The organism is Planococcus sp. TJ-301 (assembly GCF_058268475.1).
On record NZ_JBZDOH010000001.1, the window covers coordinates 868,532 to 892,333 of the forward strand.

Genomic DNA, 23,802 nt, shown 5'->3' on the forward strand with positions numbered 1-23,802 from the left:
TACTTGCATTTCGCAAGTATTTATTCAGCTCAAAAAATCGGTTTGCAGCAGACACTCGATTTAGCCATTGCCCCATTCAGCAGGGCCATCGAACGCAGTACGGTTTCTTTTTCAAACTCGTTCATATGTGAAAATATTTCATCTAAATGGGATTCTATTTCCTTTTGGATTTCTTGCGCCACTTTATTTCCATGTTCGGTCAGCGATAAAAGGTAAATGCGCTTATCCGCTTCAGAGGGCGATTTCTTTATTAAATCCAATTTGATCCCGTTCTGGATCTGACGGCTGAATGTTGAAATATCCGTACCCAGCGCATCAGCCACTTCCTGCATTGGCGCATTGCCGCGTTTGCTGATTTCGTAAAGGATCTGGCTTTGGACCATGGTAATGTCTAAGCTTCCAACTTCGCAGCAATTGCGGTTCATTAGCCCAAAACGCTTAACCATCGTCTGGAACAATTCTCTTTTCGTTTCCATGTCGTTCACCTCAGATATATTGTACATTTATTACTTGCACTTTGCAAATATTATTTATATGTGTTGAACTATTATAGAGTTATTCAGTTCAGCTAGGATTCAATTCAAAAAAATTAGCCAGTTGCGGCGTATATGCAGCAACTGGCTAATCCTTATTCTTCTATTGTTCTTAACAGCAACCGGGTGCGCCGACCATTGTCAGGCCGGATTGGCCGCCTGTTGTTTCAAAATCCAAAGTCATATCTTCTGTTGCTGACAGGGCCTGTGGGGCGATCGCGATTTTGATGCCGTTGATTTCGGAAACTTGGTCCGCTGTTTCCGGCGCCTCCAGCGATAAGCCGATTGAAGGGCCGCAGCAGCCGCCTTCGACCGCGTACATGCGGATCCCTTCCGCTTTATTGTCTTCGAGGACTGTCTCAATGTATTTTTTTGCTTCGTCTGTAATGATCATCGTCCATCTCTCCTTAAACGTTTAGGCTTCTGGGAAAATCCGTTTCAAAGATTCTTTGAATTCAGGTCTCACGTTGATTTTTGAACGGACAGCTGTTGCATCTTTTTCCGCTTGTTCAATGGTATCTGCTTTTCCGAGTGCCAGCAGGGTGCCGATTGCCACAGTTCCTGCACGGTTGCTTCCGCCGCCGCAGTGGAAATAAACTTTTTGGCCGTTGTCATAGGCTTTTTTGACTTGGTCAATCGCTTTTTTAATGGACTCGTCCTGATGTTCTGTTGAGTCTTCAACAATAGGGCTCACGATTCGATTATAATCGACTTCTTCTTCCGTAGCTTCCGCCCGCAAATCGATGACGACATCCACTTTTTCGTTATCAGCCGCAGCTTGTGCGTCGGCAGCTCCACCGATATAAATCTTGTCTTTGATTAATTCCTGATACGCTTTATCCATTGTCCACTCCGCCTTTCGATTCTAAAGTTTTTAGTTGCTGAATTCCTTAAGTTTATCATAGCCGATTTTTTCTTCAGCGAGCCATGGAATCACAGCGTACTTGGCTGCTAGCTCATCCACCACTTTGTGAATCCATTGCTTTTCAGACGCTGCACGCCCCCTTAACACCGGATCTTCGGTTTTCGCGGCGTAAAGACTTTGGTTGATAATCCACCATTTCGGATCGATCTGCGCCCGTTTTAAATCTTCCTGCAAGCGTGCCGCTTCGAGAACCGGCGTGGCTTCTGCTAATGTGACGATGACGACGCCTGTTTCCTGCGGGTTGCGCAGCCGCGGCAGCAGTTTTTTTACGCTGTCCGGCACATCTCCTGCCGAACGGCTCATTTCCTTGTGGTACGCTTCGGTTGAATCAAGCAATAACAAGGTGTGCCCGGTCGGCGCTGTGTCGATAACGACGATTTCGTCGTCCGCTTTGTCGACGACTGTGGCAAACGCCTTGAACAAAGCAATTTCTTCGGTGCAGGGTGATTCCATGTCTTCTTTCAGATAAGCAAGCTCTTCTTCAGTCAAACCGTCACCGGCATTTTTTAGAACTTCCGCTTTGTAATTGGCGACTTCCACCGTAGGATCAATGCTGCTGATGGACAAGCGCTCATTGCCTTGTCCACTGCCGAACGTATACCCCAAATGGGCGGCTGGATCGGTTGTCGTCAAATGGACGCGATGCCCTTTTTCGGCAAGTCCAACGGCAATGGCGGACGCCACCGTCGTTTTCCCAACTCCGCCTTTGCCCATCGTGAAGATGACGCGGGTATTATTGGCTTCGAAATCAGCGATGACCCGGTCCAGTCCGGGCATTTCTGCCGTTTCTGCAGTATTCGATTCTGCGGCTGTTGTAATGCTGTAAAAGCTGAATAAGTGGCGCAGGTTGTCGGCTCCGGTCAACGAATACGCCACGAATGGCAATGCATACGTCATAACTTGCTTTAAAGCGGGCGGCGCATCTTTCATTGCGCGCCGCTGGCGGTCAAAGAACGCGCTGGAAACAGCGTCTTCCGGATGCCGTGTTTGGAGAACACCGTTGACGATCAAGAGCTGGTTTTGGATGCCGATTTCTTTCAATTCATGGGCAGCACGGGCTGCTTCATTTAAAGAAGAACTATCTGGCCTTGCTACAAGCAGCAATGTCGCCTTGTTGAAATCCGATAAGGCGGCAACCGCTTTTGCATACATTTCTTTTTTGCCTTCCAGTCCGGCAAGCGGTCCGAGGCAAGATGCGCCGTGTGTGCTGGTTTCCAGAAAACCGCTCCACGCTGACGGCAATTGAAGCAGCCGGAGTGTGTGTCCGGTAGGTGCCGTATCGAATACGACATGGTCGTATTGTTCGAGCACCGCTTCATCTGACAGCAGACTTGAAAATTCGTCAAACGCTGCAATTTCCACCGTACAAGCACCTGACAATTGCTCTTCCATTGTCGCAATCACGGCATCCGGCAATTTGCCGCGGTACGGGCCGACCGTTTTTTCACGGTAGCTTTTCGCGGCAGCTTCCGGATCGATATTTGCTGCCGACAAATTTGCAATCGCTGAGATTTCGACGGGTTCGCCCGTCAATTCCACACTTAGTACATCCTGCAGGTTCGAAGCAGGATCAGTGCTGACCAACAGTACCTTTTTTCCCCGGTCAGCGAGTGCGATAGCGGTGGCACAGGCGACGGACGTTTTGCCGACGCCTCCTTTGCCGGTAAAAAACAGGAAAGGAGTGAGTTCAACATTTTTCGGATTGAATAACGGATACATGAAACTCCTCCTTAGATTGAAAACTTAATGGATTGTTTCACTTTCGGTTTTTCCTGCAATTGCTCGGGCGTCATGCCGAACCATTGCGAGAATTCATCATTTGTCGGATAAGATGCGACTTTGACGATTTCGCCGTTCAACAGCACCATTGGCAGCGCTTCCGGCCCTTTATCGGACAAGGCCTGGTTGACTAATGCGTTTTCGACAAATGCAGCCGGTTCGTTCGCTAAATTGAAACGCTTGATGTCAAAGCCTTTTTTTTCGAGTGAATAAACAGCTGATGCCAACCGCGTCAATTCAGGGTCCACACTTGGTCCGCAGACGCCTGTCGAGCAGCACATCGCGGGGTCGTAAATTTCTATTTTGTTCATCATTGCCACTTCTTTCATCTTAGGATGTCCATGACTTAAGGTTATTTGCTAATTTATTCGCCGGTGTCAGCGAATTTCTGAATGCGTGCACCGATGTCGTCGCGTACGCGCTGGAACACGGCCCATTTTTCTTCGTCCGTCCCTTGCGCTTTCGCAGGATCTTCAAAGCCCCAATGATCGCGTTTCACGTGCGGCGGCGTCATCGGGCATTTGTCTGCTGCGTCGCCGCATAAAGTGACAACGAAATCCGCATTGTTCAAGATGTCCGTGTCGATAACATCGGATGTCTGGTTTGAAATATCGATTCCTACTTCTTTCATCGCTTTAACTGCGTTCGGGTTCAAGCCGTGCGCTTCAATTCCCGCGCTTAGGACGCGCCATTCGTCGCCAAGAATCTTTTTTCCCCAGCCTTCAGCCATTTGGCTGCGGCATGAATTGCCTGTGCATAGAAAATATAATGTTTTTTGTGTCATTTGAAAATCCCCTATTCTGTCAGTAGTTTTAGATCGAGCAATTGATGCGGAGCCCTTGCTTTTCTAGCTCTTTAAGGTGGCTGTTTTGATCCGGAACAAATGCCAGGACGTTCAAGACAAGCTCATACATTTCACTGGAAGTGTTCAATGAATAAAATATCCACTGGCCTTTCCGGTTTTCCTTCACGAGCCCCACATCCCGCAGTTTGCGGAGATGCTGGCTGATGGCGGATTGGCTGATATGAAAGATTTCGACGAATTCACAGACGCAGCATTCATTGTTCTCAAGCAGCTTTACCATGGACAACCGTGTTTTGTCGCCGAGCAACTTTAGGACCATGCCTGTTTTCTCAATTTCCAGTTCTTTTACTTTCATTGCCATGACGGTTTCCTCCTTTGCCTGTTACTCGAATCGTTGAATGTAAATCCATTTTCTCTAATAGCATATCAGCATATGCTTATATGTTCAAAGGTTTCCTTGTTTTGTACAATAAAAAAAGAGCTCCGCGCCGGAACTCTTTCGCACATTAGAATCTTTCACCTTACAATGAACGCCGTTATAATCTAAGAAAAGGGCATCTTGGGAGGAGTTGAGCTTGTTATGAACTTATTGAATTTATTTCGACGGCCGCGTTTCTTAAAAAACCTGTCGCCGCAGGATTTGCTTTACCGGATGGGGAAATTTCCAAAACCGGTGATCGTCGACGTCCGCACAGCGTTCGAATTTAAATCGGGCCATATCGCAGGAGCTATGCATTTTCCGCTTGGCAGTGAATTGAAAGCAGCACAGAAAATCGCACCCACCATACCGGTCATACTAATCTGCAAAACCGGCCACCGCAGCCAGGCTGCCGCTCACACGCTTCAAAAAAATGGTTTTACTGATCTTTACCAGCTCGAAGGCGGCATGGACCGTTGGCGCAAGGAAAAGCTGCCGGTCGAAAAATGATCGCTTAGCCGTTGTCGATTTCTTTAATGATGCGCGCCGGATTGCCTCCGACGACGACGTTATCGGGTACGTCTTTTACGACGACCGCGCCGGCAGCGACAACGACATTATTGCCGATCGTGACGCCGGGCCCGATGACGACGTTGCCGCCAAGCCAGACATTGTCGCCGATCGTCACCGGCTTGCCGAATTCACGCCCCGAATTTCTGCCGGCCGCTTCGAGTGGATGCGTCGCCGTGTAAATGCTGACTTTTGGGGCCATCATGCAATTGTCGCCGATGACGACGTTGCAAACGTCGAGGATGACGCAATCGTAATTCGCAAAAAAGTTCTCGCCGACATAGATGTTGCTGCCGTAATCGCAATAAAATGGCGGCCTGATGTTAAACAACTCGCCCGTAGCACCAAAAAGATTCTTCAGCACTGGGCTGCGGTCCTCGACCATTTCCATATTGAATTCAGCAGTGGCTTGGCGAGCTTTCCGGTGAAGTGCTGTCAGTTCAGGGTCTGTCGGGTCGTACATTTCCCCCGCCAGCATTTTCTCCAGTTCTTTTTTCATTTGCAATCCATTCCTTTCGTTCCTGTAGATCGTAATGCAATTGTTTTTTGTCGGGTTTGCCGAGTGCTGTATAAGGAAGCTCGCTGACAAAAGCGACAACCCTAGGAAGCTGGATCTTTGCCAATCGAGGCTTGAGCCATTCCAGCACCATTTCCTCGGTCAAATGGGCCGACGGAACCGTCTTAACGAATGCTTTCAGAATCTGTCCGTACGCTTTATCGTTCACTCCAATAACAGCCGCTTCTGTGATGAGCGGATGGCAAGCTAGCGTCCCTTCGATTTCGATCGGGTAAATGTTCACGCCAGCAGAAACCACCATATCATCTTGGCGGCCGCTTAAATAATAAAATCCTTCGCCGTCTTTCCACGCCAAATCACCGGTTGCAATCCACGTATTGTTCTTGCCGCTCATCGACCAGCCGTTTCGGGCGCATAATTGGCCGATTTGGCCGGCAGCCGCCTCTCGGCTATTTTCCATGATTTTTAAATTCGCGCCTTTTATCGCTTTTCCTGCCATACGGGCATCGCGGTTAAGGTCCATTGGCGCTGCGATGATGTTGAGGCCCGCCTCAGACGTACCGTATAAATTATAAAGAACATCACCCAGTTCCGCCTTTGTCTTCTCGATCAATCCTGGATTCAGCTTTGCACCGCCTGAAGCGATGCATTTCAAGGAAAGAAGGTCCGCCGTATTATGGCTGAGCATTTTTTCAATCATCAGCGGCACAGCCGAAACGGCTTCGATTTGGTGTTCACGGATAAAGGCGCATGCCTGTTCTGCGTCAAAACGCTCTTGGATGACTGCTGTTTTTCCAAGCGCCAGCACCGAAAACAAAAAAGCGATGCCGTAGCCATAGAAAATCGGCGATGCAATATAGACTGAGCGGCAGCTTCGCAAATCCAATCTATCCAATAATGCGGCGAATGGATTCAGGAAATTGAATAGCGAAGGTTTGTGCGCCGCTTCTTTCGGCTTCCCAGTCGTGCCCCCTGTCAGCAGCACAATTTTACTGCAGGATGAGCGTTTGGGGCGGACTTCCGGATGAACCATTCGTTCCAATGATAGGCTAAGTGAAGTTTTCCCGCTTCCCGTACATTGCGCGACTCTTTTCTGGTGAAGCGATTGCTCTACTAAACATACAAACTCTTCATCGAAAACAATCAAATCAAAATTGTGTGCAGCCGCGATGGTATCAAATTGGTTTTGGCTCATGCCGGGGTTCAACAGGTAAATGGCGGTGCCGGTCCGCGACGCTGCAAAGAGCGCTTGTACAAAGACGGTATGGTTGCGGCAGAGAAAAGCTGTTTTCGTGTCTTTCGTCGCCCCAAAATCCGATGCCAGGATATGGGCCAGCTTTTCGCTGCCTGACAACAACTCCTGATACGATAAGACGCCGCTGCTGTCGATTAACGCGGTCTCCTCGCCATGGCTTTTTGCAGCCATTCGCAATAGCAGCATGGCATTGATGCCGTCTTGTTTTATTATCCGGAGTAGGTGGAAAACGCCAGTGAAGCTCAAATAATCAAGTTTATACATGATTTGAAGCAACCGCCATACCGCCATGCTAATTCCGCCTTTCCGGCAATTGATGGGTAAAAATTGATGCAGCCTGCATCGCCCAGAGCCACCATGGCCGCCATGTGCGTTTCTTGCTGTACAAAACGGTGCCAATCAAGCGGGCAGCCTGAAGAGCTTCCATGGCCGGTACCGTTCGGTATGCTGCGGTCGGTTCGATCATCGGCGTCCTCACCAGCGGCAAGTAAACAGTTGAAGCATCGATGCCGTTGCTGTTCATTTCAGGTGCGGCAGAGCGGAACCATGCATCAAATGCCGATTTGGAAGCTTGGTAAGCGGCCCAATGTGGCATCGGCGTCATCAGAGCATTGATGGTCGAGACGTTGACGATATGGCCTCCCCTTTGCTTCAAAAGTGGAAGCAAGGACATGACAAGCCGCACTGGGACGAAATAATTGATCGCCATCGTCCGCGTAAAATCATGGTCACGGCCGAATGATTGGAAAATGGGGCGATTGATGGATTTTCCAGCATTGCTGATGATGAAGTCGAGCCTGCCAAGCTTATGTACGAAGTCCAAGAAAGCGTCAAGCTCCGAGTCCACTCGCAGATCGGCAGAGAATACTTCCACGGCCGCTTTCATCCCTTCAATTTCCACTTTCATCACATTAAGCTTTTCTGTGCGCCTTGCTACCAGGATCAACCGGCAGTCGACCTGTCCAAGCAGAAAAGCCAGCTGCTCCCCGATGCCCGAACTTGCACCGGTGATCAAGATGGTTTTTCCAGCACACACATGTTGCAGTTTTTTAAAATGGAACCGATTGGTTTTGAACATGACCTTTTCAAGAATGATGTTTTTTTTCATCCCTTTCATCCTTTTCTGTTATTGGTGGCCAATCAATTCATAAAATGACAAATTATCTCTGTTTTCAGTTTACCATGAAAACCCAGCGTGCCCATCCAATTTTTTGCAATAAAAAGCAGCAGAAGCGGATGCTCTGCTGCTAGACTTTATTGGCTTTAAAGGTCAATGTCTGCCGACGGTCTCCAGCGCTTTTTGGATTGTCGGATAAGTGATGAGTTTTTCTGCACGATCATCCTGCATGACCAGCTCTAGCGCTGCTTTCGGCGAAATGCCGGTGATGCACAATTCACTGCCCATGATTCTTAGCGCGTCCCGGATCTGGACAAAACCTGCGAGCGGCACTGAATCTTCCCAAGACAGTCCCGTAATATCGATAAGCACCTTTTCGATTCTGTTTTCCCGGACGTACTCGCACACTTTCACTTTCAGCAATTCAAAACGCTGGAAGCTCATCGTGCCGATAAGGGCCACTGTCGCGATTTTTTCCTGTATCGACAAAATCGGCAGCATCAATTCTTCGATTTCCGCTTGGCTTGCCCGAAGCTCTTCAAATTGAGCGCGTTCCAAACTGATGTCCGTCTGCGTGCCGATAAAAAACAATGCGCCATCAACTTCGACCGGTTTAATGAACAGGCGATTCCAAAATTCGCTGCCGTCTTTCCGGTAGTTTTTCAACGTGACAATCAGTTCTTCTCTTTGGCGAACCGCTTTGCGGATTTTCTCTTTTGCCTCCGGAGCTGTGTCTCCACCTTGCAAAAATCGGCAATTGCGTCCCAGCACTTCTTCGCGCGCATAGCCAGTCATTTGTTCAAAGGTTTTGTTTGTATAAATTACAGGATTGTCCTCTTGCGAAGGATCAGTCACTATTGTCGCAACGCGGCTGCCATCAAGCATCGCTTCCAGCAGTTTCACTTGTTTCTCGGGATCAAGGGATTTCATGGAACACCTCTATCTTTCTTAATTTTAAATTCAGTTTACATAAAATATATAATAGCATAATCGGCTGTCCCAACACCAAAATCAAGCGGAAGCACAGGAACAGCCCGTTCCACATCATTTCACTTTGACGATAATTTTCCCGCGTGCATGCTGGGTCTCGCTCAATGCATGTGCTTGCCGCACACCGTCGAGCGTAAAGGGCAATACATCCGCTAGTACAACCTTCAGTTCTCCTTTGGCTGCTAAGCCAGCCAGTTCTTCCAATTGATCGATTTTAATCTTGCTATTTAGAAAGCTTGCTGTGATGCCCATTCTCTTTGCCAAGTCTTGATCAGGCTGTCCGGCGACGGAAACGAGCCTGCCTCCCAGTTTCAGAACTTTATAACTCCGTTCCAAGACATCACCTCCTATAAGATCCAGAACAACATCCGCTCCTTGGACAACGGCTTGAAAATCCTCTTCCTGGTAGTCGATGAACCTATCCGCTCCCAAAGTTAAAAGGAAATCCCTGTTGCGGCCGCTTCCGGTAACAATCACTTCCGCACCTGCACGTTTCGCAAGCTGAACCGCGAATATGCCGATTCCCCCAGCTCCCCCATGTATTAGCACGGTTTCGCCGGAAATCAGGTTCACCTGATCAAAAAGCATTTGCCAAGCCGTCATACCCGCAAGCGGAATTGCTGCAGCTTCTTCAAATGGCACATTCTTCGGTTTTTTTACCAGCTGCGCCTCATCAATCGCAATCAATTCCGCAAAAGCGCCAGGCTTTTTCAAATCTGCACGTGCAAGCACCTTATCACCGAGACTGAAATCCGTGACCTGCGCCCCGACCTTTTTCACAACCCCCGACACGTCCCATCCGAAAACAATCGGCATGTCAAAAGGCAGATAATCCTGCAAATAGCCTGCTCTAATTTTCCAGTCGATCGGGTTTACTGCCACTGCATGGACTTCCACTAAAACTTCTTGGCCGGAAATTTCCGGCTCCGGCAAATCCGTCTCTTTGAATTGCTCGATATCGCCGTATGCTTCAATAATGATGGCTTTCATTGAACCCGCCCCTTTCAATGTCTCACATATTTCCGATTTCTGCCGCTATGGTAATTAATACGACACCGGCGGCTTTGTTCCTTTATTATTATTGAATTGGGCTGCTGACAACAGGTTCTAAAAATGGCAGTTGACAACGCTATTAATTGAGCGTAATTTAATCCTTATCCAATTCCGGGGTTTTCTCCTGATCGGGTTCGATCTAAGCAAATAGCTTCACCACTTAAGGAAGTGTCTGTTGTGTTGACGATTACCAAAAAAAGAATCAAGATTCCACCGCCTTTACTAATTTCCGGCAGCTTTCTGTTGCTGATCCTCATCGGCACAATCCTGCTGAAATTGCCGATTGCTACCACCGAGCCAATTTCGTGGACCGACGCGATTTTTGTTGCAACTTCCGCTACGACTGTGACGGGCTTGAGCGTCTTTGATCCCGGAACGGTGTTGACCGCTTTCGGCGAGGCCGTTCTGCTCGTATTGATCCAGTTCGGAGGCATCGGTTTGATGACGTTTGCGGTTGCGGTCCTCATCATGTTCCGCAAAAAAATCGGTTTTCAAAACCGGCTGTATTTACGGGAGGCTTTTTCACAGAACACGGTTGGCGGCATCATCAAATTGGCGAAGTCGATCATTATTTTCGCTTTTATCGTTGAAGCAATCGGCATTACCATCCTCACCTTTTACTGGATACCGGAATACGGGTTCAGCAAAGCATTGCATTTGAGTATTTTCCATGTCATTTCCGCTTTTAACAACGCCGGCTTTTCTTTGTTTCCCGATAATTTAATCGGTGTCCAAGATCAGCCGTTTGCGCTTTTCCTGCTGTCCAGCTTGTTTATCGTCGGTGGAATCGGCTTTACGGTCGTCCTCGATCTCTACCAGCATAAATCGTTCCGGCGCTGGTCGCTGCATACCAAATTGATGGTATCGGGTACGCTGTTGATCAATTTAGTAGCGACAATCATGGTTCTTGTCCTTGAGTTTAATAACAAAGCGACAATCGGCGCCATGTCATTGGGCAATAAAATATCGGCCGCGTATTTTACGGCCGTCACACCACGGACTGCAGGCTTTAACGTAGTAGATTATAGTGTCATGGAAGATCCGACCTTATTGCTGACAATGATTCTGATGTTCATTGGTGGAGGCAGCGCCTCTACAGCGTCCGGCATCAAGCTCACCACGTTCATCGTCGTCGTGCTGGCTACGCTGGCTTTTCTCCGCTCGCAAAGAGAGCCTGAGATTTTCGGCCGTTCGATCCGTATTGAAATCACGATTCGGTCACTTGCCATCACAACAATCTCGATTTTGATGGTGTGGATTTTCATTTTCCTTTTGACGATATCTGAATCGCTGCCGTTCCTGCCGTTGGCATTTGAAGTCGTTTCCGCCTTTGGGACGGTCGGCTTGTCGATGGGGGTCACCGGGCAGTTAAGCGATTTAGGCGAGCTGATTTTGAGTGTCCTGATGTTCATCGGCAGGATTGGCCCGTTGACTTTGTTTTTCCTTTTGCTAAAACCCAAAAAAGAGAACTTCCGATACCCTTACGACCAAGTCTTCACAGGTTGAAAAAATCCTTGCAGTTATCTGCAAGGATTTTTTCGTGTTTCCGCTGTAGTGTCTGCTTACCTTTCTGGAACTGGTGCATATCTGCCTTCGATCAAGTCAGTGCCGTCTGTTGAAAGGACTTTGATGGTGTCATAAATTTCATTTAAGAAATCGTTCAATTCCTTTTCATCTTTGCAGACAATATTGAACCTGCCGAGCATTTGGGCATAGGTCCCTGTGACTTCCACATGGTCTCCGATATCATGGACAGGTACGTAAGAAACCACAGCCGGATTTTCTTTTATTTTTTCAAGTCCGATAATTTCTCTGATCGTTCCTGTACTTAAAAGGATTGAGAGGTTGCATGCGGGAAACTTTGTATAGCCGTTATCAAACTTTTCGATCGCGTATTGATCGAGGTTTCCTTCAGTCGCATAATCGAGCATCATTCCCAGCAAGTTAATGCCCGTCTGCTTTTCGACAATCGTGTAATATTGCGTGCCACTTAGCCGGAAGCCCATTTCGTAAAAGTAGAAAAGACCATCTTCAAACAGGGACTGGATAAAAAGGACACCATTTTGAATCCCCATCCCCTGAATCATGGTTCGGACCTTTGCGTCCAGCGTCTTAATATAGTGATCCAGATGCTGCGAAGGGAAGACCGTGGCTGTGGGCAATGGCGGGTGTTCTTTATACTGTTTATGTACATGCCTGTCCGTCATTGCGCTTAAGACGATTTTTCCATTCAAGACTGTGTAGAACATCATGACTCCATAAGCATTGTCGATAAACCGTTCAACAATTACTTTTCCCGACTTTGAATAGCGGACTGCTTTCGCATAGCCTTTTTTCAATTCTTCTGCAGAATAACAAATGGTGATCCCCTGGCTCGCGTAGCTGTCCACTGGTTTGATGATGACCGGAAAAACAAATTGTGAAAAATCTTCTTCGGACAAGCTTTGTCCGATTTCGTATTCCTCAATGACCGGTACATCGTAGCTTCGGCAAAACTCCTTGAACCGGTCTTTGTTCGAGCAGAGTTCCAACTGTTCTTTTGTTGCATAAAAAGGCAGGTTCAGCTTCTCGCATAAAGCAAGCGCATGCCACGTATTAATGTCATCAAAACCATTGACGACCCCGCTGATGCTTTCCGTTCTCGCAATCTCCACCAACCCTTCAATATCGGCAGTACTTACATCATAAGATTTGTCAGCGAACGCTTTGGCCGGAGAGCCGGCATCCCGATCAACGACGATGGTGTACAGCCCCATGTGTTTCGCTGTTTTCACTATATCGATCATGTGGGCATAAGCTCCAAGAATCAATATTTTTTTCATATAACACTACCCCCGTCTTTTATATATATCCTTATTTTATTACGCTTAAGTGAAATTTAAATGAAAGTTCAGATTTTTTAAGTTTGGGCATAAAAAAAGAGCTTCTTCAGAGAAGCTCTTTTTCCGAAATATTTTTCTATATTTTCTCTACATCAAGACTTTCGTATGTTTTTTGGTCGGTAATGATGTAGAGCCTTGCGTCAGGTGGAATCGATTCATCCAACCTTCTGACGATACTGAAGTCCGATCCTTCCGCAATCAAATTCGCACCTCTTTCACGCAGCGATTCAAAAGCGTCTCTATAAGTTTTCCATGACTCCGAAGGCTTTATCTCCCAGATGTTTTCACCATAAGTATGGTTTAGCAATTCCATGAACAAGCGTGTCGACCCGTGGTTCAAAAGAGCTTTCGCCATGAGATGCGGGAATCCCTCATTGGACAGCACGAATTCGTTGACCCCGGCATGCATGAACATGTCGACGTGGTTCTGGTTGACAATCTCTACAATCGTGTAGATATTGATGTCTTTTTCCACTGCATACCGTTCAATTGAAGAAGCGATCAGCAGCGTTTTCCCATCCATCAGGATGTCACTATGGTTGCCTGACGCAAAGATGGAAACCGAACGCGATTTATCGATGCCCGCTTTCTGAAGAAGTTTTTTGTCTGTCGGATCTCCCTGAATATAATGAAACCGCTCATGCTTGAAAGGCGCTTCTTTCAGCGAGTCAATGAGGACGACATCCGTTTTGATGTCGCGGCTCAGCAAAATTTCTTCAATTGTCTTTTCGACACTTCTTGACCAGCCGATAATCAAAAAATGGTCTTTTCCCGTATAATCCAGTTTCCCTTCCATTTTAAGCCTCCCGTAATATGTAAAGAAATCAACCACTTTCCCGAGGATAATCCCGATCAACCCGATGCCGAATAGATACAGAAAGATGCCATAAAGCATCCCCGGAACGGTGCGCGGTACATAGTCCCCATAACCGATTGTTGTAACCGTCGTCATGACCCACCAAAACGCGATAAATGGATTCTTGAAATTATCAGGCTCCAATAGGTAGACAATGATCGCACTCATCATATAGAAAAGAGAAGCGAATAAAATTAACTTGGCTGTGTTTATCTTGACGATTTTCTTCATGATTTCAAACATTTTTCCACCCCAGCCTCAGTTATACCTATTGCTTTTAACTAAGTCTAGCTGTTTGCGGGCTCAATTTCCATGCTCTTTTCCACCTGTTTAGAATGAAATCACTTTTTCATTTTAAAAACTCTGTATGCGATAACGGAGATTGCGATAGCCAAGATAACAATAAGGACAGTGCCCAGCATACTTCCACCGCTTGCATCTTGTTGGGCTGCTGTCTCAGCATTTTGAGTTTCCTCAGTCGGCGCAGCTGTTTGCGCTGGAAGGCTTGTTTCAACCGGACTTTCTTCGACAGCTGCCTCCGCTGAATCAGATTTCATTGCCACTTCAAACTGGACTTCACCTTTTATCGGATGGCCATCCGCTCCGATGATGGTCCATTGAATCGTATAAGCGCCGTTTGCCAACTCTTTTTCCGCCACCATGCCTCGAAGTGTATCGCCGGAAACAGTGATTTCATCAAATGTGAACGTTTGCCCGGCACCTTCTAAAACTATCGTGCTGCCGGCCTCAATTTGCGTTTCGAAAATCAAAGTGATTTCTTCTAATGGCGCTGAAATCTTTTCACCCTCTGCAGGATTCGAAGAAGACAGTCCGGTATGCGCTTGGGCAGAAAGCGGCATTGCAAGAATAAGCAGCATCAACGCGGCCAAGATTTTTTTCATAGTAAATCCCCTCAACTTTCATAATCATCTACCTAGCTAACGCATCAAACCCGTTTTTAGATTACAGGTTTTTTGGAAGAGTCATAATAAGTATGGTAGGGATGCAAAGAAAAACGGCTAGGCTATTGTCGGATTGAAGGACAAGGCCTTTACCGGGATTACATTTGCAAAAGGTTCCAGAAATCGGCAAACTTCTCTTCATCCATTTTGAAAAACAGCCCTATGTTTCCGTAATAGATATAGCCGCCTTTTAAAAGCTTCATGTTGACCTTAGATCCATCTTTTAAATGGATGGTCAATTCTCTAAAGTCATCGTCCTTGATTGTTTGCTGATCCAAAGGATCTTTGTGCTTTGCATCCAAGTATGGCACAGTTTTATCCAGGTTTTGGATGAATGAGTCAAGAGCCTTTCCGCCATCCACTCCGTAAAAATTATCTTGATTGTGATTCCAGTCATTGAATCCTCTATATACTCCCGAAACGGCGTTGCCATTCAGTTTTAGTTTGCTGAAAAAATTCTCTCCATTGGCCACTGTGATGCCATTCAAGTTTTCATAAAAATGAGCATGGTACCCGCCTTCATAGCTTTCATATGTCATCAGGCGGAATCCGCTGTCGTAGCCATTGACTGCATAGACATCAACGCTGCCAATCGACGAAGCAAGCTCTTTTCCATAAGCACTTTGGCTGCTCCATTCATCAATGCTGTCACTTGTGACACCCAGTTTTTCTCCCCGCAACAGGCTTCCATCTTCCGCTCCAATTTCTGTTTCACCCCGCGTGTACAGTTTTCCGTTGTATACAATCAATGCCATGACGAGCCCATAGGGATTTTCTTTCGGAATTTCAACAATTGCGTGGGCCTTCACTGGTTCCGCCTGTTTTTCCACCGCGGCATTTTCCTGATTCAAAAAGCTGGCTAAGGAAATCCCACCAATCATCACAAAAATGCCCGCCGCTGCAAATAGACCTTTTTTCGGCCCCTTCTTTTCGCGCGCTTGGATTTCCGACTTGGCTGCTACCACTCCTACCCGGCTTCTTGCATGCAAGTTTTCCGGAATTTTAATCTCGTCCATTTTTTGCCGGATTTTATTGTCCACTTACATCATTCCTTTCTCAAACTCAGTCCGAAGTTTATGCAACGCTCTATAAAGAATCGACTTGGCAGTGCCCAACGGAATTTCCAATAGTTCAGCAATCTCTTTAAACGTGTGGTTTTTGTAAAAGCGCAGCATGACCACACTTTTTTCTTCAGCCGCCAAGTTGTCAATCAAGCCATTCAAAGTCAATCCCAATGGAAGGTCTTCACTTTCCAAAAAGACATCTCCAGGATGGTCCAATACCAAAGTGCCGCTGTTTTTGTTCTTTTTCAGAAAAGTAATTGCGCAGTTGATGGTAATTTTCAACAGCCATGTTTTAAAAAACTCAGGATTATTCAATGCCTTTATATTTTTAAAAGAGCGGTAAGCGACTTCCTGAACAATATCCAAGGCGTCATCTTCATTTTTCACATAGATATAAGCCATTCGATAAATATCTTTTTCGTATAGTTGGAAGAGCGCTAAAAAAGCTGCATCGTCCCCTTTTTGAGCTTTCTTGATGAATTGCAGAATTGGAATCCCCCCTTTTTGCGAGCCATTACTTATTAGACTTAGCGTAACGATGTTTGGCCTAAGTGCTTTTAAATCCTTTTATTGAAGGCAGCGAAGAGCAGCAATTGCGATTAGAGCAATTGCTGCTGGTTCCACGCTCATTTTAATGACTCATCGGTCAAAGTCGTTTAGTTTACCGGCGCAGTATTATGTCAATTCAAAATTCAATATAAAACGGATGCGTGCTTCCATCCAGGCAATATTCAATCCGCTGACGGAAATTCTTCCACACTACCATTTCCAACGCTTCCTCTAATGGGAAAAATCCCACTTCGAGGCTTTCTGCGGAAGTGACAAGTTCCCCGCCTGCATGTTCCGCTAAAAACAAGGTGTTGCAAATCGAACCGCTGACATTTTGGAATATCCCACAGAACCTAAGCGCTTTAATATCGATCCCGGTTTCCTCTTTCGTTTCCCGGATTGCCGCCGTTTCCAATGATTCCCCTTCTTCCACTTGGCCGCCCGGCATTTCCCAGCCTCTCCGCGGGCCTTTTATCAATAAAAGTTCCCCTTGCTCGTTCAGGACGATCGCAGCTGCTGAAACAATATGCTTTGGTGGCATCCATTGCCCTTCGGTTTCCTGTTCTTTTATGACCATTATGCTCTCTCCCATCAAAATGGTTTGGATGCAGCAAGCATTTTAAAATTCCGCCAGCCTAATCCACCGTTTCTGTTTGTCTATAGTTCATATTTTATCAGTTCTACTAGCAGTAATATACAATAATTTCCTATTTATCCTAAATCCTTGAAATTCTTAAACACAAAAAATCCCCCGCAAACGACAAGGTTCTCGTCGGTTGCGGGGATTGGCTTGATAATCGGTATTCATTTAGAATTTATTGCCTTTATCGCCGTGGCGCTCCAGCAATTCTTCAAATGACAAATTCTTCTCGCGCTCTTTGCGTTCAAACATTTCCTGCGCGTGTTTTTCTTCCGCGCGCTGCTGTTCTTCTTTGACCAGCTCTTTTTTTGCCGCCTGCAGTTTCGCCATAATATCCTGCGGCAACATACTATCGGCCTGCTCTTTCTTCTTGCCCATGGCTGTTCCTCCTTATGGACGTTTAACGATTGTCGCTACACCTTGGCCGCCGCCGATGCATAATGTAGCAAGACCTGTTTTCGCATCACGCTTCTGCATTTCATGCAATAACGATACGAAGACACGCGCTCCACTTGCACCAATCGGATGCCCAAGCGCAATTGCGCCGCCGTTGACGTTTAAAATGTCGTGGTTGAATTGCAATTCCCGGTCAACCGCAATCGACTGGGCAGCGAATGCTTCGTTCGCTTCGATCAATTCGATGTCGCCGATATTCATATCCGCTTTTTTCAAGACGTTCTTCACAGCTTGTACCGGTCCGATTCCCATTACTGCCGGATCAACACCTGCATGGCCATTCGCTACGATCGTCGCAAGAGGGGTTAAGCCCAATTCTTCCGCTTTAGCTTTAGACATGACAATAACTGCTGCAGCACCGTCGTTGATGCCGGATGCGTTTCCTGCCGTTACACTGCCGTCTTTCTTGAACGCCGGACGCAATTTGCTAAGCTTTTCAGCAGTAGAACCGCGTTTCACGTATTCATCTTCTTTAAAGATGATTGGCTCGCCTTTACGCTGAGGAATTTCGACTGGAACGATTTCATCTTCAAAACGGCCAGCATCGATTGCCGCCGCTGCACGCGCTTGTGAACGAGCTGAAAACTCATCTTGCTCTTCTCTGGAAATATCGTAGCGGTCGCACAAGTTTTCTGCGGTGATGCCCATGTGGTAATTGTTGAACGCGCAAGTCAAACCATCCTGGATCAGGCTATCGACGACCGGCTGATCACCCATCCGGTAGCCGGTACGCGCTTTTGGCATAAGGTATGGCGCCAAGCTCATATTTTCCATGCCGCCTGCTACCACAATATCCGCATCCCCTGCGTAAATCGCCTGATAAGCTAAGTGGACGGCTTTCAACCCTGAACCACAGACTTTGTTGATCGTCATGGCTGGAACCGTTTCCGGCAATCCCGAAAGGATCGCTGCCTGGCGAGCAGGGTTCTGCCCGAGGCCCGCCTGCAGCACATTGCCCATGATCACTTCTGATACTTGTTCAGGCTTTAAGCCTGCGCGTTGTACTGCCTCCTTGATGACGATGGCTCCCAATTGTGTAGCTGGCACGTCTTTCAATGCCCCCTGGAATGAACCTACCGCTGTTCGGACAGCGCTTACAATTACGATTTCTTGTGTCAAAATGATTTCCCCCTTGTTAGTCATTTGCAAGTTGCTCTTTTCTCCTACTCCTGGATACAATGGTATTGGGAGGGATACTATGTTCAGTTTACCAAATAAAGCCACGATAATCGAGGTCGGCCCTCGGGACGGCCTGCAAAACGAAGGAAAGATCGTTTCAACCGAGTCCAAGCTGGAATTTATCAATGGCTTGCAAAGAGCCGGCGTCCAGGAAATGGAGCTGACTTCATTCGTCTCGCCAAAATGGGTGCCGCAAATGGCGGACGCCAAAGAGATTCTGGCGAACGTGGAGAAAATTGGACGCCAATTTGTTCTAACGCCGAATGAAAAAGGGATTTCCATGGCCCTTGAGTCCGGAGCCAAAGCACTGGCAGTTTTCGTAGGTGTATCGGATTCATTCAATAAAAAAAATATCAATAAAACCACGGCCGAAAGCATGGATGCTTTGGAGCCGCTCATCCTAAAACTGAAAAAGGATGGCATTTTTGTCCGCGCCTGCATTTCCACCGCATTCTACTGTCCATTTGAAGGCGCAGTCGATCCGGACAAGACGATCGCGCTTTGCCGCCAATTCGTCGACTGGGGTGTCAATGAATTGAGCGTCGCCGATACGATCGGTATGGCAAATCCGGTGGAAAGCTATGAATTATTCCATCGCTTGAAAACGGAATTTCCGGACGTGCTGATGACTGCACATTTTCATGACACGCGCAAAATGGCGCTGGCCAATATTTTCGCTTCCTTGCAAGCAGGCGTCGACCGTTTCGACGCTTCTGCCGGCGGACTGGGTGGTTGCCCATTTGCACCTGGCGCCACGGGCAATGCCGCAACTGAAGACATCGTCAACATGCTTCACCGCATGGGCATCGACACCGGCATCGACTTGGATCTTTTATGTGAAGCAGTTTCTACAATCGAGCCTCATGTCTCAAATTCGATAGCGACCGGCATGTACCGACTATATAAAAACAGCCGTTGATCTTCGGAAAACTTATTGGATTATGGCTGGATAATTGCTTTTCATTAAAGAAAGACGAAAAGGGGTTTTGGTCATGAGAAGACGAATCCTTCAAGTTTCCGCAGTGGTGTCAAGCGCGTTCACGTTGGCGACCGCCGTTTTGGGCATTGCCGCAAGCAACCGTTTGATGTACGTCAAGAAAAAAGAGGAAAGCTTGATATTGGAGCGTGAAACCTCAGCCAAACGCTTTGATGAAGTTTGGTACGCAAGTGTCCCAAAAAGCGAACAGTGGATCGAGTCCCAGAATGGCTACCAAGTGAAAGCCATCTTTCTGGAACCCCATGAAACAAAACGCTATGCTGTCATTTGCCACGGCATCACCGAATCGAAAGTCAACTCATTCAAGTATGCCCGTATGTTCGAAGGGCTCGGCTTCAACTCAGTTGTCTACGACCATCGGCGACACGGCGATTCCGGCGGCAAAACAACAAGTTTTGGCCATTATGAAAAATTCGACTTGAAAGCGGTCGTAGAAGCGTTGAAACTCCATGTCGGGCCGGGACTCACATTCGGCATCCACGGCGAATCGATGGGTGCCGCGACAACTTTGCTGTATGCCGGCATGCAGGACGATGCGGATTTTTATGTTTCGGACTGCGCCTATTCTGATATCTCGGAACAAGTGCTGCACGTCATGCGCACCACGACGCGTCTCCGGACACCGCTGGCATTGAAACTCGCATCGTTTTTCATGCGGCTGCGCGACGGCTATCTGATCAGCACCGTGACACCTCGGGAAGCGGTTAAAAAAATCACGAACCCGGTTTTATTCATCCACAGCTTGCCAGATGATTTTGTGCTTCCGCAGATGACGCTGGAAATGCACGAGCTGAAGCCAGGCCGAAAAGCGATGAAGCTGTTCGAAGAAGGGGCGCATGCGCAATCCTTCAATCTGCATCCGAAAGAATACAAAGAAACCGTGGCGCAGTTTTTGCAGGACCACGCGCTGCTTGAACCTACTATAGAAGAAAAAATTTAACAGAAAAACGCCAGCCCTATTGGGGCCGGCGTTTTTCTATGCGGTAAAGCTAATAGCATGAAAAAAAGCACTCATGGAGTGCTTCTTATTTTTTAGCAGGTGGTTTAGTTGACGCTTTATTCATTTGTGTCATCATTTGATTGATTTTTTTCTGAGACGGTTTTTGTCCCATTTGCATCATCATGATACGCAGCATATCTTCGTTAATCGGTGGATTGTCTTTCAAATATTTCATCATGTATTGACGTGCGATGAAAAAGCCAAGCGCAACACCCGCGATTAAAGCGACGATAACGATTACGATCCAAATCCATGTATCCATTCTTGTTACCCCCTTCGTGTTGCATAAATAAGTAGTGCACCACAATGGATTATACTATATATTTCCGGATGTGACTATAGACACGAAATAATATTAGGAAGTAGTTTAAGTTGATTGGATAGTCATTTTCATTCCGCTTCAGGCGGACGCGTTTCGCGGGCGAGCGCCAAGCCGCTTCGTCGCTGCGCTCCTGCAGGGTCTCGGCTGTCTCGTCACTACACTGCCCCGCTGAAGTCGCCGCCTACCGCTTAATTCAAAGTTATCTCTCAAAAACGAATTATTTTTTCCATCTGAAAACTTGAAAAATAGAAGTTCATGCAGTTTTTTGATGATTTCCAGGCATGGAGCAAAATAGCACCGACTCCCAAGGGAGCAGTGAAACGATGAAGTGCCGAAATTCACTCGGGCGCTAGCACGAGTTAATTCGGCGCGAGCCCGCAGGAAAGATATGGACGAAAATAGTTCGGGCATATCTTTGCGACGCAGGAGCATATGTTTTAGCGATGCTGTTTTGCGGAATATCGGTTTTTAAAAAAAGTAAAAAAAAAAGACGGAAACAAGTTCTGTTTCCGTCTTTGGTATTTGCATTTATTAGTTTAGAAGAGCTTTGACTTTTGACACTACGTTTTCAGGAGTGAATCCGAACTCTTTCATGATGCGGTCGCCAGGTGCGCTTGCACCGAAACGGTCGATTGAAAGAATGTCGCCTTCGTCTCCCGTGTAGCGTTCCCAGCCAAATGAAGTTCCCATTTCGATTGCTAGACGTTTTTTGACTGTCGTCGGGATAACGGACTGTTTGTATGCTTTGTCCTGTTTCTCGAATCGGTCCCATGATGGCATAGAAACGACTGATACTGCGATGCCTTCTTCAGCCAACTGCTTTTGGGCAGTAACTGCGAGGCTGACTTCAGAACCGGTTGCAAGCAATAGCGCTTGTGGGTTTTCAGCAGGAGATACCACGTATGCCCCTTTTTCCACACCACTGTCAGCCAATTCGCCGCTGTGTTCAAGGACCGGCAAGTCTTGGCGTGAAAGCACCAATAGGGTCGGGTGGTCTTTCGCTGTGACAGCAAGCTTCCATGCTGCTTTGGTTTCGTTAGCATCTGCAGGGCGCACAACGCACAAGTTTGGCATAGCGCGAAGTGAAGCCAAATGTTCTACTGGCTCGTGAGTCGGGCCATCTTCCCCTACTGCGACACTGTCGTGTGTAAAGACGTATGTGACCGGTAATCCCATTAATGCTGCTAGGCGGATTGCCGGGCGCACGTAATCGCTGAACACGAAGAACGTTCCGCCGAAAACATTGAGTCCGCCGTGAAGAGCCATACCGTTAAGGGCAGTCCCCATTGCGAATTCACGGACACCGAACCAGATATTGCGTCCAGTCGGATTTTCCGCATCAAAGTCGCCTCCGCCTTTGATTGTCGTTTTGTTCGAACCAGCCAAATCGGCGCTGCCGCCGAAGAATGATGGCACTGCTTTTGCGATGGCATTGATCATATCGCCTGAAGAAGCGCGAGTCGCTTGTTTTTTACCAGCTTCGTACACAGGGAAATCCGCATCAAAGTTCTCAGGCAAATCGCCTTTGATCGCTTTTTGCAGCTGCTGAGCCAATTCTGGATAGGCTGCTTCGTATTTAGAGAAAAGCTCATTCCATGCTTTTTCAGCGTTGCCGCCTAGCTCTTCAGTTGCTTTATTAAAAGTTTCATAGACTTCTTCTGGGACATAAAAATCTTCGTCAAATGTCCACTTGTAATATTCTTTAACAAGTTTCATCTCAGCTTCACCCAGTGGAGCTCCGTGAGCGTCCGCTTTACCGGATTTGTTTGGCGCGCCATAGCCAATGACCGTTTTCACTTCGATCAATGTCGGTTTGTCCCCTGATTGCTTCGCTTGTGCGATTTTTTCAGACAAGTCGTCAAGCTTGTTGCCGTCATCTACGCGCAGATAGTTCCAGCCATATGATTCAAAGCGCTTTTGGATGTTTTCAGAGAAACTCATACCAAGGTCGCCGTCAAGTGAGATATCGTTGCTATCGTATAAAACGACCAATTTGTTTAATTTCAAGTGCCCAGCAAGTGAAATCGCTTCGCCTGCTACGCCTTCCATCAAATCTCCGTCTCCGCATAGAGAGAAGGTATGGTGGTCGACGACATCCATGTTGTCTTTATTGTATGTAGCTGACAAATGGCGTTCTGCCATAGCCATGCCGACTGCCATGCCGATTCCTTGGCCAAGTGGTCCCGTTGTCGCTTCTACGCCAACTGTGTGATGATATTCCGGATGTCCCGGTGTTTTCGAATCCCATTGGCGAAAGTTTTTGATCTCGTCCAATTCAAGTCCGTAGCCGCTTAAATGCAATAAGCTGTATAAAAGCATCGAACCATGTCCCGCCGAAAGCACGAAACGGTCACGGTTGAACCAGTTCGGGTTTTTCGGGTTGTGGTTCATGTGTTTTGTCCATAATGTATAAGCCATAGGAGCTGCTCCCATTGGCAATCCCGGATGACCTGAGTTCGCTTTCTCAATCGCATCGATGGAAAGTGTACGTATAGTAGTTACTGCAAGCTGATCTGCATGGTTTGACATAAAAACATCCTCTCACTAACAATTTTAATCCTATTCTAGTGTAGTCAACAATAGGAAAGAATACAACTAGAAATGCGCCAAGAGCCAAGCGCTGAAGTCTGGACACAACAAAAAAAAGAACAAGTATTAATTTAAATACTTATTCTCTCGGATATTTTTGACCTTCTCCGGCGTTACATCGTTACCTTCCGGATCAATCACTTTTACGTTTTCAATTGTGCCGCGCATCGTTTGGCGGAAAGTTGCCAAATACTCCTGGCGCAATGCAGATTGTTCTTTTGCCTCTTCAATGGACAAGCCCACAGTCTTGGATTTTCGAGATAATTCGTTAATGCGTTTTATTTTATCTGGAGATAACATTAGAATCCCGCCTTTCTTCTATCATATCGTACAAAAGAAGCGGG

General features: G+C 47.0%; 27 protein-coding genes. 4 read left to right on the forward strand and 23 right to left on the reverse strand.

The genetic code is table 11. The annotated features are described in order from the left end of the window. Positions 1-29: 29 nt before the first annotated feature. The 7 genes from AC4EHJ_RS04480 to AC4EHJ_RS04510 form a co-directional block, all read right to left on the reverse strand. Positions 30-476 carry a MarR family winged helix-turn-helix transcriptional regulator gene (locus AC4EHJ_RS04480; RefSeq protein ID WP_490974385.1) on the reverse strand — a complete coding sequence of 149 codons (447 nt, stop codon included), beginning with the start codon at positions 474-476 and terminating at the stop codon, positions 30-32. 169 nt (positions 477-645) lie between these two features. Further along, positions 646-927, reverse strand: coding sequence for a HesB/IscA family protein (locus AC4EHJ_RS04485; RefSeq protein WP_490974386.1), 282 nt, complete (start codon positions 925-927; stop codon positions 646-648). A 21-nt stretch (positions 928-948) separates the two neighbouring features. Further along, positions 949-1,377, reverse strand: a complete 429-nt coding sequence (locus AC4EHJ_RS04490) for a protein-tyrosine phosphatase family protein (RefSeq protein ID WP_490974387.1) — start codon at positions 1,375-1,377, stop codon at positions 949-951. Positions 1,378-1,407: 30 nt separating this feature from the next. Continuing rightward, on the reverse strand, positions 1,408-3,177 hold the full coding sequence (arsA, locus tag AC4EHJ_RS04495) for an arsenical pump-driving ATPase (RefSeq protein ID WP_490974388.1): 1,770 nt from the start codon (positions 3,175-3,177) through the stop codon (positions 1,408-1,410). 11 nt (positions 3,178-3,188) lie between these two features. Continuing rightward, positions 3,189-3,548 carry an arsenite efflux transporter metallochaperone ArsD gene (gene arsD, locus AC4EHJ_RS04500; protein WP_490974389.1) on the reverse strand — a complete coding sequence of 120 codons (360 nt, stop codon included), beginning with the start codon at positions 3,546-3,548 and terminating at the stop codon, positions 3,189-3,191. 53 nt (positions 3,549-3,601) lie between these two features. Continuing rightward, positions 3,602-4,021 carry an arsenate reductase (thioredoxin) gene (gene arsC / locus AC4EHJ_RS04505; protein WP_490974390.1) on the reverse strand — a complete coding sequence of 140 codons (420 nt, stop codon included), beginning with the start codon at positions 4,019-4,021 and terminating at the stop codon, positions 3,602-3,604. Between the two features lie 28 nt (positions 4,022-4,049). Then, positions 4,050-4,397 (reverse strand): ArsR/SmtB family transcription factor, encoded by a 348-nt coding sequence (locus tag AC4EHJ_RS04510; protein WP_490975615.1) that lies wholly within the window; start codon positions 4,395-4,397, stop codon positions 4,050-4,052. Between the two features lie 225 nt (positions 4,398-4,622). Between AC4EHJ_RS04510 and AC4EHJ_RS04515 the strand changes: the two genes are divergently transcribed. Then, the gene (locus AC4EHJ_RS04515; protein ID WP_490974391.1) at positions 4,623-4,970 is read left to right on the forward strand and encodes a rhodanese-like domain-containing protein; all 348 of its coding nucleotides are present in this window, start codon (positions 4,623-4,625) and stop codon (positions 4,968-4,970) included. Between the two features lie 4 nt (positions 4,971-4,974). Here the strand turns inward: AC4EHJ_RS04515 and AC4EHJ_RS04520 are convergent, their stop codons facing one another. From AC4EHJ_RS04520 to AC4EHJ_RS04540, 5 genes are all read right to left on the reverse strand, one after another. Beyond that, complete coding sequence (locus tag AC4EHJ_RS04520; RefSeq protein WP_490974392.1) at positions 4,975-5,529, reverse strand: maltose acetyltransferase domain-containing protein; 555 nt, start codon at positions 5,527-5,529, stop codon at positions 4,975-4,977. After that, positions 5,471-7,093, reverse strand: coding sequence for an AMP-binding protein (locus tag AC4EHJ_RS04525; protein WP_490974393.1), 1,623 nt, complete (start codon positions 7,091-7,093; stop codon positions 5,471-5,473). The genes AC4EHJ_RS04520 and AC4EHJ_RS04525 overlap by 59 nt, the downstream gene beginning before the upstream one ends. Before the next feature lies 1 nt (position 7,094). After that, positions 7,095-7,910, reverse strand: a complete 816-nt coding sequence (locus tag AC4EHJ_RS04530; protein WP_490974394.1) for an SDR family NAD(P)-dependent oxidoreductase — start codon at positions 7,908-7,910, stop codon at positions 7,095-7,097. Between the two features lie 162 nt (positions 7,911-8,072). Further along, positions 8,073-8,849 carry a YtvA family blue-light photoreceptor gene (gene ytvA, locus AC4EHJ_RS04535; RefSeq protein ID WP_490974395.1) on the reverse strand — a complete coding sequence of 259 codons (777 nt, stop codon included), beginning with the start codon at positions 8,847-8,849 and terminating at the stop codon, positions 8,073-8,075. Between the two features lie 114 nt (positions 8,850-8,963). Next, complete coding sequence (locus AC4EHJ_RS04540) at positions 8,964-9,899, reverse strand: NADP-dependent oxidoreductase (protein ID WP_490974396.1); 936 nt, start codon at positions 9,897-9,899, stop codon at positions 8,964-8,966. A gap of 240 nt (positions 9,900-10,139) precedes the next feature. On the opposite strand from AC4EHJ_RS04540, the gene AC4EHJ_RS04545 reads away from it, so the two are divergent. Beyond that, on the forward strand, positions 10,140-11,468 hold the full coding sequence (locus AC4EHJ_RS04545) for a TrkH family potassium uptake protein (protein ID WP_490974397.1): 1,329 nt from the start codon (positions 10,140-10,142) through the stop codon (positions 11,466-11,468). A gap of 56 nt (positions 11,469-11,524) precedes the next feature. Here the strand turns inward: AC4EHJ_RS04545 and AC4EHJ_RS04550 are convergent, their stop codons facing one another. From AC4EHJ_RS04550 to AC4EHJ_RS04585, 8 genes are all read right to left on the reverse strand, one after another. Next, positions 11,525-12,784 (reverse strand): ATP-binding protein, encoded by a 1,260-nt coding sequence (locus AC4EHJ_RS04550; protein WP_490974398.1) that lies wholly within the window; start codon positions 12,782-12,784, stop codon positions 11,525-11,527. 136 nt (positions 12,785-12,920) lie between these two features. Next, positions 12,921-13,943 (reverse strand): potassium channel family protein, encoded by a 1,023-nt coding sequence (locus AC4EHJ_RS04555; protein ID WP_490974399.1) that lies wholly within the window; start codon positions 13,941-13,943, stop codon positions 12,921-12,923. A gap of 98 nt (positions 13,944-14,041) precedes the next feature. Further along, a complete protein-coding gene (locus AC4EHJ_RS04560; RefSeq protein WP_490974400.1) occupies positions 14,042-14,602 on the reverse strand; it encodes a copper resistance CopC family protein in 561 nt (186 codons plus the stop codon). A gap of 158 nt (positions 14,603-14,760) precedes the next feature. Continuing rightward, positions 14,761-15,702: a hypothetical protein gene (locus tag AC4EHJ_RS04565; protein WP_490974401.1), complete on the reverse strand. Its 942-nt coding sequence runs from the start codon at positions 15,700-15,702 to the stop codon at positions 14,761-14,763. Then, positions 15,703-16,128, reverse strand: a complete 426-nt coding sequence (locus AC4EHJ_RS04570; protein WP_490974402.1) for a sigma-70 family RNA polymerase sigma factor — start codon at positions 16,126-16,128, stop codon at positions 15,703-15,705. A 283-nt stretch (positions 16,129-16,411) separates the two neighbouring features. Further along, a complete protein-coding gene (locus AC4EHJ_RS04575; protein WP_490974403.1) occupies positions 16,412-16,852 on the reverse strand; it encodes an NUDIX hydrolase in 441 nt (146 codons plus the stop codon). 231 nt (positions 16,853-17,083) lie between these two features. Beyond that, on the reverse strand, positions 17,084-17,293 hold the full coding sequence (locus tag AC4EHJ_RS04580; protein WP_490974404.1) for a YqkE family protein: 210 nt from the start codon (positions 17,291-17,293) through the stop codon (positions 17,084-17,086). 12 nt (positions 17,294-17,305) lie between these two features. Continuing rightward, entirely contained in the window at positions 17,306-18,514 is a 1,209-nt protein-coding gene (locus tag AC4EHJ_RS04585) for an acetyl-CoA C-acetyltransferase (protein WP_490974405.1), read from the reverse strand. Positions 18,515-18,569: 55 nt separating this feature from the next. Between AC4EHJ_RS04585 and AC4EHJ_RS04590 the strand changes: the two genes are divergently transcribed. Both AC4EHJ_RS04590 and AC4EHJ_RS04595 read left to right on the forward strand, forming a co-directional pair. After that, on the forward strand, positions 18,570-19,469 hold the full coding sequence (locus AC4EHJ_RS04590; RefSeq protein ID WP_490974406.1) for a hydroxymethylglutaryl-CoA lyase: 900 nt from the start codon (positions 18,570-18,572) through the stop codon (positions 19,467-19,469). 73 nt (positions 19,470-19,542) lie between these two features. Then, positions 19,543-20,487: an alpha/beta hydrolase gene (locus AC4EHJ_RS04595; RefSeq protein WP_490974407.1), complete on the forward strand. Its 945-nt coding sequence runs from the start codon at positions 19,543-19,545 to the stop codon at positions 20,485-20,487. An 85-nt stretch (positions 20,488-20,572) separates the two neighbouring features. Here the strand turns inward: AC4EHJ_RS04595 and AC4EHJ_RS04600 are convergent, their stop codons facing one another. From AC4EHJ_RS04600 to AC4EHJ_RS04610, 3 genes are all read right to left on the reverse strand, one after another. Next, positions 20,573-20,809: a YneF family protein gene (locus AC4EHJ_RS04600; RefSeq protein WP_490974408.1), complete on the reverse strand. Its 237-nt coding sequence runs from the start codon at positions 20,807-20,809 to the stop codon at positions 20,573-20,575. Between the two features lie 591 nt (positions 20,810-21,400). Further along, on the reverse strand, positions 21,401-23,398 hold the full coding sequence (gene tkt / locus AC4EHJ_RS04605) for a transketolase (protein WP_490974409.1): 1,998 nt from the start codon (positions 23,396-23,398) through the stop codon (positions 21,401-21,403). 126 nt (positions 23,399-23,524) lie between these two features. Further along, positions 23,525-23,758, reverse strand: a complete 234-nt coding sequence (locus AC4EHJ_RS04610; protein WP_490974410.1) for a DUF896 domain-containing protein — start codon at positions 23,756-23,758, stop codon at positions 23,525-23,527. Positions 23,759-23,802: the final 44 nt, after the last annotated feature.

Bases quoted from the DNA above. Each gene is read 5' to 3' on its own strand.
- AC4EHJ_RS04480 (WP_490974385.1), bottom strand. From the start codon at position 476: ATGGAAACGAAAAGAGAATTGTTCCAGACGATGGTTAAGCGTTTTGGG.
- AC4EHJ_RS04485 (WP_490974386.1), bottom strand. From the start codon at position 927: ATGATCATTACAGACGAAGCAAAAAAATACATTGAGACAGTCCTCGAA.
- AC4EHJ_RS04490 (WP_490974387.1), bottom strand. From the start codon at position 1,377: ATGGATAAAGCGTATCAGGAATTAATCAAAGACAAGATTTATATCGGT.
- arsA (WP_490974388.1), bottom strand. From the start codon at position 3,177: ATGTATCCGTTATTCAATCCGAAAAATGTTGAACTCACTCCTTTCCTG.
- arsD (WP_490974389.1), bottom strand. From the start codon at position 3,548: ATGAACAAAATAGAAATTTACGACCCCGCGATGTGCTGCTCGACAGGC.
- arsC (WP_490974390.1), bottom strand. From the start codon at position 4,021: ATGACACAAAAAACATTATATTTTCTATGCACAGGCAATTCATGCCGC.
- AC4EHJ_RS04510 (WP_490975615.1), bottom strand. From the start codon at position 4,397: ATGAAAGTAAAAGAACTGGAAATTGAGAAAACAGGCATGGTCCTAAAG.
- AC4EHJ_RS04515 (WP_490974391.1), top strand. From the start codon at position 4,623: ATGAACTTATTGAATTTATTTCGACGGCCGCGTTTCTTAAAAAACCTG.
- AC4EHJ_RS04520 (WP_490974392.1), bottom strand. From the start codon at position 5,529: ATGAAAAAAGAACTGGAGAAAATGCTGGCGGGGGAAATGTACGACCCG.
- AC4EHJ_RS04525 (WP_490974393.1), bottom strand. From the start codon at position 7,093: ATGGCGGTATGGCGGTTGCTTCAAATCATGTATAAACTTGATTATTTG.
- AC4EHJ_RS04530 (WP_490974394.1), bottom strand. From the start codon at position 7,910: ATGAAAAAAAACATCATTCTTGAAAAGGTCATGTTCAAAACCAATCGG.
- ytvA (WP_490974395.1), bottom strand. From the start codon at position 8,849: ATGAAATCCCTTGATCCCGAGAAACAAGTGAAACTGCTGGAAGCGATG.
- AC4EHJ_RS04540 (WP_490974396.1), bottom strand. From the start codon at position 9,899: ATGAAAGCCATCATTATTGAAGCATACGGCGATATCGAGCAATTCAAA.
- AC4EHJ_RS04550 (WP_490974398.1), bottom strand. From the start codon at position 12,784: ATGAAAAAAATATTGATTCTTGGAGCTTATGCCCACATGATCGATATA.
- AC4EHJ_RS04555 (WP_490974399.1), bottom strand. From the start codon at position 13,943: ATGTTTGAAATCATGAAGAAAATCGTCAAGATAAACACAGCCAAGTTA.
- AC4EHJ_RS04560 (WP_490974400.1), bottom strand. From the start codon at position 14,602: ATGAAAAAAATCTTGGCCGCGTTGATGCTGCTTATTCTTGCAATGCCG.
- AC4EHJ_RS04570 (WP_490974402.1), bottom strand. From the start codon at position 16,128: ATGGCTTATATCTATGTGAAAAATGAAGATGACGCCTTGGATATTGTT.
- AC4EHJ_RS04575 (WP_490974403.1), bottom strand. From the start codon at position 16,852: ATGGTCATAAAAGAACAGGAAACCGAAGGGCAATGGATGCCACCAAAG.
- AC4EHJ_RS04580 (WP_490974404.1), bottom strand. From the start codon at position 17,293: ATGGGCAAGAAGAAAGAGCAGGCCGATAGTATGTTGCCGCAGGATATT.
- AC4EHJ_RS04585 (WP_490974405.1), bottom strand. From the start codon at position 18,514: ATGACTAACAAGGGGGAAATCATTTTGACACAAGAAATCGTAATTGTA.
- AC4EHJ_RS04590 (WP_490974406.1), top strand. From the start codon at position 18,570: ATGTTCAGTTTACCAAATAAAGCCACGATAATCGAGGTCGGCCCTCGG.
- AC4EHJ_RS04595 (WP_490974407.1), top strand. From the start codon at position 19,543: ATGAGAAGACGAATCCTTCAAGTTTCCGCAGTGGTGTCAAGCGCGTTC.
- AC4EHJ_RS04600 (WP_490974408.1), bottom strand. From the start codon at position 20,809: ATGGATACATGGATTTGGATCGTAATCGTTATCGTCGCTTTAATCGCG.
- tkt (WP_490974409.1), bottom strand. From the start codon at position 23,398: ATGTCAAACCATGCAGATCAGCTTGCAGTAACTACTATACGTACACTT.
- AC4EHJ_RS04610 (WP_490974410.1), bottom strand. From the start codon at position 23,758: ATGTTATCTCCAGATAAAATAAAACGCATTAACGAATTATCTCGAAAA.